Annotated in this window: 10 protein-coding genes; all 10 read right to left on the bottom strand. The window is 70.5% G+C overall.

The window, feature by feature from the left end; genetic code table 11:
• Positions 1 to 84: 84 nt before the first annotated feature.
• Complete coding sequence (locus C5B96_RS07945; protein WP_233189077.1) at positions 85 to 3,156, bottom strand: alpha/beta fold hydrolase; 3,072 nt, start codon at positions 3,154 to 3,156, stop codon at positions 85 to 87.
• Positions 3,156 to 4,181 (bottom strand): 3-oxoacyl-ACP synthase III, encoded by a 1,026-nt coding sequence (locus tag C5B96_RS07950; protein ID WP_104244666.1) that lies wholly within the window; start codon positions 4,179 to 4,181, stop codon positions 3,156 to 3,158. Before C5B96_RS07950 ends, C5B96_RS07945 begins: the two co-directional genes overlap by 1 nt.
• Positions 4,182 to 4,341: 160 nt before the next feature.
• Complete coding sequence (locus C5B96_RS07955; protein ID WP_104244668.1) at positions 4,342 to 6,129, bottom strand: proline--tRNA ligase; 1,788 nt, start codon at positions 6,127 to 6,129, stop codon at positions 4,342 to 4,344.
• 22 nt (positions 6,130 to 6,151) lie between these two features.
• Positions 6,152 to 6,334, bottom strand: a complete 183-nt coding sequence (locus C5B96_RS18105) for a zinc-ribbon domain-containing protein (RefSeq protein ID WP_104244670.1) — start codon at positions 6,332 to 6,334, stop codon at positions 6,152 to 6,154.
• A 13-nt stretch (positions 6,335 to 6,347) separates the two neighbouring features.
• Positions 6,348 to 7,592 carry a serine protease gene (locus tag C5B96_RS07965; RefSeq protein ID WP_146078117.1) on the bottom strand — a complete coding sequence of 415 codons (1,245 nt, stop codon included), beginning with the start codon at positions 7,590 to 7,592 and terminating at the stop codon, positions 6,348 to 6,350.
• Between the two features lie 97 nt (positions 7,593 to 7,689).
• Positions 7,690 to 9,042, bottom strand: a complete 1,353-nt coding sequence (locus tag C5B96_RS07970; protein WP_199176593.1) for an MFS transporter — start codon at positions 9,040 to 9,042, stop codon at positions 7,690 to 7,692.
• A gap of 5 nt (positions 9,043 to 9,047) precedes the next feature.
• Positions 9,048 to 9,533, bottom strand: coding sequence for a MarR family winged helix-turn-helix transcriptional regulator (locus C5B96_RS07975; RefSeq protein WP_233189078.1), 486 nt, complete (start codon positions 9,531 to 9,533; stop codon positions 9,048 to 9,050).
• Between the two features lie 26 nt (positions 9,534 to 9,559).
• The gene (locus C5B96_RS07980; protein ID WP_199176594.1) at positions 9,560 to 10,111 is read right to left on the bottom strand and encodes a GNAT family N-acetyltransferase; all 552 of its coding nucleotides are present in this window, start codon (positions 10,109 to 10,111) and stop codon (positions 9,560 to 9,562) included.
• A 69-nt stretch (positions 10,112 to 10,180) separates the two neighbouring features.
• A complete protein-coding gene (gene ispG / locus C5B96_RS07985) occupies positions 10,181 to 11,329 on the bottom strand; it encodes a flavodoxin-dependent (E)-4-hydroxy-3-methylbut-2-enyl-diphosphate synthase (protein ID WP_199176595.1) in 1,149 nt (382 codons plus the stop codon).
• Positions 11,330 to 11,550: 221 nt separating this feature from the next.
• Positions 11,551 to 11,777: SHOCT domain-containing protein (locus tag C5B96_RS07990; RefSeq protein WP_199176596.1), on the bottom strand; the 227-nt coding region annotated here is incomplete at its 5' end.

An 11,777-nucleotide genomic window follows, 5' to 3' on the forward strand; every position in this document is an offset into this window, starting at 1 on the left:
GCGGGAGCCTGGCCCCATGAGGGTGCTGGGGGCTGCGACCGGGCTGGGTCGCCCTGCCGGGCTGGGTCACGGGGCCGGGCTTGGTCACGGGGCGCTCCGGGGTCCGCCGGCGAGCACGCCTGCGGCCCACGTGCCGAGGGCGATGCGGTCGATCTTCGAGTTGTGGCGGATGTCGGTGGGCAGCTCGGCGACGACCAGCACCGCGACGATGTCGACTCCGGATGCCCGTCTCACGTCTGCGGCGAGTTGCGCGTCGGCGAGCCGAACCGGGCGTGCCCGACGGCCGCGGTTCTCCTCCTCCACAACCGCCACGACCTGCTGCGTTCCGACCGGACCGATGCCGACGAACGCCGCGCGGCGCACGCGGTCGAGGCGTTCTGCGCGCTGCTCGGGGCCGACCGGGGTCAGGATGCCCGCGGCGGTGGTGATGACGTGCGGGAGGCGCCCTTCGATCCAGAGCCGGCCGCTCGCGTCGAGGTGGCCGACGTCGCCGGTGCGGTGCCAGCGGGCGGCAGCGTCGGCGCTTCCGGACGAGGCGCTGCCCGCCACTTCGGGCGGTGTGGCCGCAGTGGTGCCGGTGCGGCGACCCGCAGCGGACGGGTCTGCCGACGGCGTGCCGCGTGTCGCCTCGCGGTCGGTCAGCCACAGCTGGTCGTAGTGCTGCTTCAGGTGGGGGGCCGAGACGACGATCTCGCCGGTCACGCCCGGGGCGGTGCTGAGCGCACCGGTTGCGGCGCCGAGCTCGTCGAGGGCACTCAGCCGCACCTCGACGCCGGCAACCGGGCTGCCGACGCAGACCCCGCCTGAACCTTCACCCTCGACCTGAGCGTCACGTTCGGCCTCGACGATCTGCTCGAGGGTGATGTCGGTCATCAGCAGGCCCTCTGTCATGCCGTAGGGCGTGTGGATGCTCGCCCCGGGCATCAGCTGCGCGATCTCCTCGAGCAGCGGCACCGGCAGCGGAGCCCCCGCCGACAGCAGTGTGGTGACGCGGCCGAGGGCTGTCCGCTCGGCGGCGGAGAGGGCATCCGAGGTCGCACGCACGTTCATCAGCGCGGCGGGCGACGCGAAGACGACCGTGGCATCGACGGCCTGGGCGGCCTGGGCGATCGCGCGGGCGGTGAGGGTCTTCGGTGAGGTCACGTTCATGTCGGGTGTGACAGAGGTGGCTCCGAGTGCCGGCCCGAGCAGCGCGAACGGGGCGAATCCGGCGACGAGGCCGGTGCCGGGCCCGATGCCGAAGCGGGCGGCGAGCAGGCCGACAAGCGCTGCGAGCTGCCGGTGGGTGTAGACGACGCCCTTCGCGGGCCCGGTCGACCCGGAGGTGAAGAGCACGGCGGCGGTCGCGTCGGGGTCGGCGGTGGCGGTGGCGTCGGGGTCGCTGGCGGCGGGCCCGACACCTGCAGCGACACCGGTGGGGCCAGCGGCGCGAGCGGCAGCAGCACCGGCAGCGGGAGCGGCAGCAGCACCGGCGGCGGGAGCAGCACCGGCAGCGACACGTGCGCCGGCCAGCGACTCGGCACCGAGGCGTACGAGCTCGGGCAGCGAGTGGGCCACCCCGAGGGCGGCGGCGAGCGGCGCGGCCAGGCGCGTGACCGAGATGCGCTGCCCCGGCCAGCCGAGGGCGCGCGCAGCAGCGAGGGCGGTCGCGATGCCGATCACGTGCTCGGGGCGGGCACCGCGAACGGCGCGGCTGAGGCCGGCGATGCCGAGCCCCGCGTCGGCCACGACGACGACCGCGCCGAGGCGCAGGCAGGCGTAGAGCACGGCGGTCAGGTCGGCTCCCGGCGGAACCAGCAGCGACACGCGGTCGCCGCGTTTCACTCCGACCGCGGCGAGCCCTGCGGCGAGCTCGTCGACGCGTCGCTTCAGCAGCGCCCAGCTCACCGTGCGGATGTTCGTGCTGCGGGCATCCACACCGCCCGCTGAACCGGCGGCGGAACGGCGTCGCATCCCGCGCGGGGCCATCTCGACGACGGCCGCGCTGCGATCGCCCGCGCGCTCGTCGAGCACCGACCAGAGTGGCGCGAAGTGGGGCTGGCGCGCGGCCGGCGTCTCCGATGCGACGGGAGACACCTCAGCCGCCGAGGGCACCGGTGCGGCACCGAACCGGTCGTCGAGCCACGACAGGATCATGGGCGCAACCGGCACATCTTCGCCCACCAGGTGGCCGGCACGCTCGAACCGCGTGACATCCGCGTGCGGAAGGCGCCGCATCAGGTCGCCGAGGTACCGATCGCTGAAGACGGGGTCGCGGGGGCCCCACAGCATGAGGGCGGGCACGTCGAGGGCGGCGACGCCGGTCGAGACGCGGGTGAGCTCCGCGAAGCTCGGGTGCGTGGCGTCGACGGGGATGTCCGCGACGAAGGCGCCGATCCCCGCCCGGCGCGCGGCCGAGCGGTACGGATCGCGGAACGCGTCGCGCACGCGGGGGTCGAGGGCCGGGTGGGCGATCGCGAGCGTGGTGTCGAGAAACGCTGTCGTTCGAACGGTGCTGGCGGCGAGCAGCGAACGCTTGAGCACCAGGCGGAGGGCAGCGGGCAGCGGCTCGTTCTCGGGCTGGTGCACGGCGGTGTTGAGCAGCATGACACCGGCGAGGAGTTCGGGATGATCGACGGCCCAGCCGAGCGAGACCACCCCGCCCCAATCGTGGCCGAGCGTGACGACCGGCCCGTCGAGCTCGAGGGCATCGGTCAGTGCCCCGAGGTCGGCCACGCGCTCGGGGAGAGAACGCGAGGTGCCCGAGCGCTCCGAGAAGCCCATCTCGAGCTGGTCGACGGCGATGACCCGCCACACCGGCCCGGTCGACGGTTCGCCGCCGGCACCGCCCTGCCGGGCATCCGGAGCCGAACCCGGCGTGCCCGCCGTGCCACCCGTGCCACTCGCGACCAGGGCCGCATCCGTCGCCCCGGCGACGACCCGGCGCCAGAGGTACGACCAGGTCGGGTTGCCGTGCACGCAGAGAATCGTGCCGGTCGGCGTGACGCCGGCCTCGGCAAGAACACCGAGGTTGTCGAGCAGGTGCCAGGTGCGCGGCACCCCGTGCGAGTCGGGCGCGGTGACCAGGCGAGACCAGCGCGGGTCGAGCCCGGGGAACTCCCCCGGCTCGCCACGCCGCGGCGGCAGGGATGCAGCTTGGCGGAGGGGCCGGCCCACTACCAGACGATCTCGGTCATGGCCGTGTTGATGCCCGATCCGACGCCCATGCAGAGCACGCGGTTGCCCTTGACGAGCTTCGACGCCTCGAGTGCGAGCGTCATCGGCAGGGAAGCCGGGCCGACGTTGCCGAGGGAGGGGTAGGTCAGCGGGATGCGCTTGCGGTCGAGCTTCGCGGCCTTGACGATCGAGTCGGTGTGCACGTCGCTGACCTGGTGGAGGATGTAGCGGTCCATCTTCTGCCAGTCCCAGGAGCCCTTCGCCTCTTTCCAGGCCTCGACGACGAGCGCCATGCCGCCCGCGAGCAGCTCCTTGGTGTGCGTGAACATTCCGTCTTTGTCGCCCACGCAGAGCAGGTGGTGCTCGGTGCCGGCACGCGAGATGCCGCCCATGATGCGGTGACCCTCGGGGTGCGCATCGGCCGGGCCGAGAACCGCGGCTGCGGCACCCGAACCGAGAGTCAGCGAGGCGAACTCGTTGACGAAGTCCTTGCGGGAGATGCCCGGCTGCGAGAGGCGCGCGATCGTGTTCGCCTGGATCTCGTTCGAGTCCTCGCCGTCGACGATCACCGCGTACTTGATCTGGCCGGAGTCGATCATCTGCGACGCGAGCGTCATGCCGTTCACGAAACCGAGGCAGGCGTTGGTGATGTCGAAGTTCATCGCCGACGAGGGCAGTCCGAGGGCGTGGTGGATGCCGACGGCCACGCTCGGCTCGAGGTGCTTGCGCGTGACCGAGGTGTTGATGAGCAGCCCGACGTCCTGCGGATCGACGTTCGCCTCTTTCAGAGCCTCACTCGCTGCCCCGGCGGCGGCCTCGTCGAACGTGGTGGTGTCATCCCAGTTGCGGCGGGAGATCACACCGGCGACGCGCTGCAGCAGGCCGGTGGGGAGGCGGAGGCGCGTGAGGGCATCGGCGAGGCGCACATCGATCTCCTCCGACGTCACGACGAGTGGCGCCAGTCGCGCCTTCACCGCCAGAAGAGCGGAGTTCTGATGCCGGAACGTGGCATTGGAGTTAGTCAATGGAGTCCTTCTGCGCCTGAGGCGTTACGCCTGTAAGCAGCCACCCGAGGCTGCGCATCCGTCAAGTCTAGGTTGAGCTTGGTGTGAGTTCGCCCATGGGCGCTACCTCCTCGATTCGCCGAGGGTGCAGTGCTATGCGCGAAAACTCCGCCCCTGCGCCTCAGAGCGCGGCGACGACCCCGTCGAGAGCGACTTCGGTTCGCTCGCCCGACGCCCGATCCCAGACCTCGACCGTTCCGTCGACCACGCCGCGACCGACGATGACGATCTTCGGAACGCCGATCAGCTCGGCATCGCCGAACTTCACGCCGGGCGAGACCTTGGGTCGGTCGTCGAAGAGAACGTCGCGGCCGGATGCCTCGATGTCGGCGACGATGCGTTCGGCTGCCTCATAGACGGCGGCGTCACGGCCCGTTGCGACGACGTAGGCGTCGAACGGCGCCACGGCGGGCGGCCAGATGAGGCCCTTGTCGTCGTTGTTCAGCTCGGCGATGATCGCGAGGATGCGGGTCACGCCGATGCCGTACGAGCCCATCGTCACGGTGACGAGCTTGCCGTTCTCGTCGAGCACCTTGAGGCCGAGCGCCTCGGCGTACTGGCGGCCGAGCTGGAAGACGTGACCGATCTCCATGCCGCGTGCGGTCTCGATGGGGCCGGATCCGTCGGGGGCCGGGTCGCCGTCGCGCACGTCGGCGACCTCGATGAAGCCGTCACCCGCGAAATCGCGCCCGGCGACGAGGCCGAGAACGTGCTTCCCGTTCTGGTTGGCGCCGGTGATCCACTGGGTGCCCGTCACGACGCGGGGGTCGAGCAGGTAGCGGATGCCGGTGCTGGAGTCGTTCGACTCGCTAGTCTCGTCTGTCTTGCCCAGCACGGCGCTGCCGTCGGCAGCCCACGGACCGATGTAGCCCTTCACCAGGCCCGGGTTCTTCGTGAAGTCGTCGTCGTTCGCCGCCTCGACCTCGGCGGGCTGGAAGGCGACCTCTGCGCGCTTGAGGTCGACGTCGCGGTCGCCGGGCATGCCGACGACGACGATCTCGCGCGTACCGTCGAGCTGGGTGACCGCGAGCACGACGTTCTTCAGGGTGTCTGCAGCGGTCCACTCGCGGCCGTCGGTGCGCGGTTGCTCGGCGTTCGCGAGCGCGACGAGGCTCTGGATGGTCGGGGTGTTCGGTGAGTCGAACACGACGGGTTCGGGCAGCCCCTCGATGGGCAGCGCATCCGGGACCAGTGTGGTGAACGCCTCGACGTTCGCGGCGTACCCGCCGGCCGAACGCACGAAGGTGTCTTCGCCGACGGGTGTGGGGTGCAGGAACTCCTCGCTCTTCGAGCCACCCATGGCGCCCGCGTCGGCCTTGACGATGACGTATTCGAGTCCGAGGCGGGTGAAGATGCGCTCGTAGGCGTCGCGCTGGGCCTGGTACGAGACCGCGAGCCCGGCGTCGGTGTAGTCGAAGGAGTACGCGTCTTTCATCGTGAACTCGCGGCCGCGCAGGAGGCCGGCGCGGGGCCGGGCCTCGTCGCGGTACTTGTCCTGGATCTGGTAGATCGACAGGGGCAGGTCTTTGTAGCTGCTGTACAGGTCTTTCACGAGGAGGGTGAAGACCTCTTCATGGGTGGGGGCCAGCACGTACCCGACGCCGCGGCGGTCTTCGAGGCGGAACATGCCGTCGCCGTAGTCGACGTAGCGACCGGTGGCCTCGTAGGGCTCCTTCGGGAGGAGCGCGGGGAAGTGCACCTCGTGCGCCCCGGCGTTCGTCATCTCCTCGCGGATGATCGCCTCGATCTTCGCCTTCACCCGCAGCCCGATCGGGAGCCAGGCGAAGATGCCCGGCGCCTGGCGTCGGATGTAGCCGGCCCGCACGAGCAGGCGGTGGCTGGTCACCTCGGCGTCGGAGGGGTCTTCGCGGAGGGTCTTCAGGAAATAGTTGGTGAGGCGAGTAGGCACCGGAACAGTCTATTGCGGCCGGTTACGCGGTCGCGTCGGGGTGCGGGGCGCCGGAAGCAGCGTCGAGGGGGTGGCCGCACGCGGTGCAGAACCGCTGCCCGGCGCTGACGCCCTCTCCACACTTGCTGCAGTGGGGCGCGGCCACCGCCGCCGGTCGGTCTGGCTCGGCCGGGACAGTGGCAGGGTTCGCGACGGGATCGGTCATTCCGGGCGAGGCTTCAGCCGGCGCATGCGACGCAGCGGCGGGCGCGGGGCACGAGCAGCAGCACGAGGCCCGCGACGAGCAGGAGCAGCACGACACCGCCGATCACGACGGGCAGCACCCATGCGGTGGTGTTCTCGCGCGGGAAGGCCTCGGTGGCCTTCGCCTGGTACTGCTGGGCGATGGCGTTGTCGGGGTTCGCCGCCACGGCTGCGGCGAGGTCTTCTGCCGCCCGGTGGTACTTGCCGGCGAAGTACTCCGCGAGACCGGCGCGGAAGCGGGTGTCAGCGTCGCCCAGAACGTTCTTCACTCCGTTGCGGGCGAGCAGCGCGGTGATCGTCTCGGGGGCGGCGGCGAAGTTCAGCTGCTGGGTGTCGCCCGAGGGGCCGAAGCTGATCGTGCCCACCACGTCGCCGGCCCCGTCGATGACGGGCCCACCGCTCATGCCCGGGCTCATCGTGACGCCGATCTGCGTGAAGGGCCCGCCATCGGTCTGCTGCCGGCCACTCACCTGGCCCTGCGAGAAGGTGGGCTGCGGGTTGCCGCTGACGAGGTCGGTCACATTGCCGGGATAGCCGATCGCGTCGACCATCGACCCGGTCGCGGGCTGCTCGCCCGAGACCACCAGTACGGGCAACGGAGCGGGCGCGTCGATCTTGAAGAGGGCGACGTCACCCTGCCCGAGGGGGCGGTCGTCTTGCAGAACCGCGGAGTACCCTGAGGCGCTGTCGTTCGAGATGGTGATAGCCGGGTACACCTTCATGGTGAGAACGGGCGGCTCCCCCGTCTTCTGCCCCTCGACCGGCCACGCGCCTTCTGCCCCGGCCGCGATGTAGGCGTCGGCATCGTCGGCGGTGATGTCGCCCTTGTCGATCTCGTCGGAGAGGAACTGGTCGATTAGGGCCGTCTTGCCCTCGGCGACATCGGCGCAGTGGCCCGCCGTCACGACGTAGCCGTCGGCACTGGCGACGAAGCCGCTGCAGCTGAACGACGTGTCGATTTCGTCGGACCAGGCCGTCGTGCCGTCGGGCAGCGGAAAGTTCACGTACCCCGACCACGTGCCGCTGAGGTACACCGTTCCGGCCTCACCGATCGCGGCGAGGTGCTCCTGGGACAGGTCTGCGGTCGGCTCCGCCATGGCGTGTGCCGTGAGGGCCGGCCCGGCCAGCACCGCGGCCCCAGCGACAGCGCTTCCGACCAGTAGAACCCCGATGGCGCCGAGCTTCAACCGCTCGTGGGCGGAACGCGTAACTGTACTCACTGGGTGTCGGCCTCTCGCTCGGGAAGGTGTCCCAAAGAGACTATCAAGAAATCCTCACTAATGAGCAATCATCAGTGAGTGACTCATCAGCGGGGCATCAGCGACGCTCGGCGATCTCCTCCTCGACGACATCGTCGGCGAGCTGCTCTCGCTCTGCCGCCGCCGACCGCGGCGTCTCGAGCACGTCGAGGGAACGGGTGTCGCCGTCGTGCGTCACCACGAAGTGCGGAGACCCATGCAGGTGTACGTTCAGGCGGAGATGCTGGTGCCTGATCATCCAGAGCAGACCGATGACCGCCGCGACGAGGCCGGCGCACGCCGCCAGGCCGATCGCCCAACGCGGCCCGAACGAGTTCGCGACCCAGCCGACGATCGGTGCACCGATCGGCGTGCCGCCCATCAGAATGGCCATGTAGAGCGCCATGACCCGGCCCCGGAACTCCGGGGCCGTCGTCATCTGCACCGTGCCGTTCGCGTTCGTCATCAGCGTCTGGGCCGCGAAACCGAGCAGCACGAGGCAGATCGCGAAGGTGAGGTACGTGGGGGCGAGCGCGGCCAGCAGGCAGGCGAACCCGAACGCCGCCGACGCTCCGAAGACGAGCCGCAGGCGCGGTCTCTCCCGGCGTGCACTGAGCAGAGCGCCGGCCACCGAACCGACCGCCAGCACAGACGACAGCAGCCCGAAGGCCGTGGAGTCCAGATGGAAGGTCGCCGTCGTCATCGTCGAAGTGAAGATCTGGAAGTTGAGGCCGAACGCGCCGATGATCGCCATCACCACGAGCACGATCACGATGTCGGGCCGCTTCGACACATACCGGAACCCGTCGAGCAGTTGGCCGGGGCCTCCCTTCGACTTCTTCGGCACGCGGAGGCTCTCTGTGCGCATGCGGGTCAGCGAGTACAGCACCGCCCCGAAGCTCAGAGCGTTGATGAGGAACACCCAGCCGGAACCGATCACGGCGATGAGCACACCCGCCAGGGCCGGCCCGATCATGCGGGCAGCATTGAACGATGCCGAGTTCAGGGCGACCGCATTCGAGAGGTTCTTGTCAGAGACCAGGTTGGAGACGAACGACTGCCGGGCCGGCGCGTCGAACGCACTGGCGATGCCGAGCAGCAGGGCGAAGATGTACACCTGCCAGAGCTGGGCGCCGCCGGCGAGCACGATCAGCCCGAGACCCAGGCCGAGCAGGCCCATCGCCCCCTGCGTCGCCATCAGCAGCTTGCGACGGTCGACCCGGTCGGCGACCAGCCCGGTCCACGGCACGAGCAGCAGCTGCGGCCCGAGCTGCAGCGCCATCACGACACCCACGGCGACGGCGTCCTTGTCGGTCAGGATGGTGAGCACGATCCAGTCCTGGGCGGTGCGCTGCATCCACGTGCCCACATTCGACACGATCGCGCCGCCGAACCAGACGCGGTAGTTGTAGTCGCTGAGCGACCGGAACATGGCGCTCAACTGTCGGCGATCTGCCGCAGGAGCGTGGCGGCGCGCTCGAGGGTGGCTCGATCATCCGGAGCCAGCTCGTCGAGCCGCTGGTGCAGCCATTCGTCGCGTCGGCGGCGGGTCTCCTTCACCAGGGCCGCCCCGGCGTCGGTGAGCGAGACGACGACTTTGCGCCCATCGTCGGCAGAGGGCGCACGAACGGCATAACCCGCCTCGACGACGGCGTTGATCGTTCGGTTCATCGAGGGCGGAGTGACCCGTTCGAATGCGGCGAGGGTGCCGGGGGTGCTCGGCCCGTTGTGCAGCAGGTAGCCGAGGATGGCCGACTGCGAATCGCTCAGTTCGTCGTCGGCCTTCTCGGCCCGGAGGCGCCGCGCGATGCGCAGGAGGGCGGGCCGGAGACGCGCCGAGAGGTCGTCGGCAACGGAGGCTGGGTCGAGGCCAGTGTCGGACGCGGGGTCGAGGGCGGCGGCGTCGAGGATGGTTGCTGTCACCTCATTAGCTTAGCTCATTAGGCGCGCTAAAGACCGCCGGATCCGAAACCGAAGGCGAGAACGCGTGCGCCGGTCGGCGAGGTGTGTTCGCTCTCGGGAGCCATGCCGAGCTTCCGCGCGACAGCGATCGAGACGGCGTTGCCGGCGTCGATCATCGCGACGGGGTCGTGGATGCCGCGGGCACCCGCCCGCGTGAGGCAGAGCCGTGCCGCGGCGGTGGCGAGGCCCCGGCCCTGGTGGGCGGCGCCGAGGCGCCAGCCGACCTCCGTGCGGCCCGTGGGGCCCCAGGGCTGCGTCCACGGTTGGAGGCCGGCGAACCCCGCGACGGCGGTGGTGCCGCCCGCGACATCCAGAACCAGCGAGAAGAGGCAGAGCCCGGTGTCGGCGGCCAGCGCCTGTTGGCGCGCGACGAACGCCCGGTACCACTCCAGCGGCTGCACCCTCCCGTCGCCGATGAAGCGCATCACCTCGGCGTCGGCGAAGAGCTCGAACCACGCCTCAGCATCGGCGGCGGTCGGCACCCGCAGTTCGAAGGCGGGAGGCTTCGGCGAGGAGGCCCCGGCCCGCTCAACGCTCACGGTCGGGCAGGGCCGGCTGGCGGCATCCAGAGCCGAGACCTGCGCGCTGCGCGGGCCACGCGCCCTCCGCTAGACCGTGACGACCTGCGGGGAGCCGAGCTCGCCCGCGGGCATCTCGGCCGCGAGGCGGTTCGCCTCCTGGATGAGCGTGGCGACGATCTCGGACTCGGGAACGGTCTTGATGACCTCGCCGCGCACGAAGATCTGGCCCTTGCCGTTGCCAGAGGCGACCCCGAGGTCGGCCTCACGGGCCTCGCCCGGGCCGTTCACGACACAGCCCATGACCGCGACGCGGAGCGGAACCGTCATGCCCTCGAGCCCGTCGGTCACGTCGTTCGCGAGCTTGTACACGTCGACCTGGGCGCGACCGCACGACGGGCACGAGACGATCTCGAGCTTGCGTTCGCGGAGGTTCAGCGACTGCAGGATCTGCAGGCCGACCTTGACCTCCTGCGCGGGCGGGGCCGAGAGCGAGACGCGGATCGTGTCGCCGATCCCCTCGCCGAGCAGGATGCCGAACGCCGTCGCCGACTTGATGGTGCCCTGGAACTCCGGCCCGGCCTCGGTGACCCCGAGGTGCAGGGGCCAGTCGCCGCGCTCGGCGAGCAGCCGGTAGGCCTTCACCATGACGACCGGGTCGTTGTGCTTGACCGAGATCTTGAAGTTGTGGAAGTCGTGCTCCTCGAAGAGGCTGGCCTCCCAGACGGCGCTCTCGACGAGCGCCTCGGGAGTGGCCTTGCCGTACTTCTGCATGATGCTCGGCTCGAGTGAGCCGGCATTGACGCCGATGCGGATGCTCACGTCGGCGGCCTTCGCCGCTGCCGCGATCTTGCCGACCTGGTCGTCGAACTTGCGGATGTTGCCGGGGTTCACGCGAACCGCGGCACAGCCCGCATCGATCGCAGCGAACACGTAGTTCGGCTGGAAGTGGATGTCGGCGATCACCGGGATCTGGCTCTTCTTGGCGATGATCGGCAGCGCCTCGGCGTCGTCGCGGCTCGGCACGGCGACGCGCACGATGTCGCACCCGCTCGCAGTGAGTTCGGCGATCTGCTGGAGGGTCGCGTTGATGTTCGTCGTCGGGGTGGTGCACATCGACTGCACACTCACGGGGGCGTCGCCACCGACCAGAACCTTGCCGACCTTGATCTGACGGGACTTGCGACGGGGGGCCAGAGTCTCGACGACTTTGGGCATACCCAAGTTGATTGCTGCCACGCGTTCAGCTTACCCCTGCGCGTTCGGGGCGCGGCCCGCCCGCCCCGAACGGTCGGCTGCCGTTCAGGCGGCGGCTGGGTGCGGGGCTCGGCGGCGCGGCGGCTCCGCCCGGCTAGCTTCGGCGAGACGGCCACCTGCGGCCGAGACCGACCGTTCTGCGTGGCGGTCTCGCCCGCAACGGTCGGTCTCGCGTGCCTGCGGCAGAGACGGGCTCCGGATGCTCAGGCCTTCGTGGGAGGAACCGGGCCGCTGGGCGGCGGCGCCTGGCGGTTCGACTGCAGCACCTCGAGGCGGGCGCGGTACTCCTGCTCGTCGATGTCTCCGCGGGCGAAACGCTTGGCGAGCGTTCTCTCGGCGTCGGCCGTCGGGATCGGGAACGCGGCGGCGCCCGGAGCGGCCCAGCCCGGCCCGGTTCCTCCCACGAAGGCCTGAGCATCCGGAGCCCGTC

The organism is Subtercola sp. Z020 (assembly GCF_002931235.1).
Lineage (GTDB): Bacteria > Actinomycetota > Actinomycetes > Actinomycetales > Microbacteriaceae > Subtercola.

Excerpts from the sequence above, each read along its gene's own strand:
- C5B96_RS18105 (WP_104244670.1), bottom strand. The coding sequence starts at position 6,334 with ATGACCGATCCCGTCGCGAACCCTGCCACTGTCCCGGCCGAGCCAGAC.
- C5B96_RS07970 (WP_199176593.1), bottom strand. The coding sequence starts at position 9,042 with ATGTTCCGGTCGCTCAGCGACTACAACTACCGCGTCTGGTTCGGCGGC.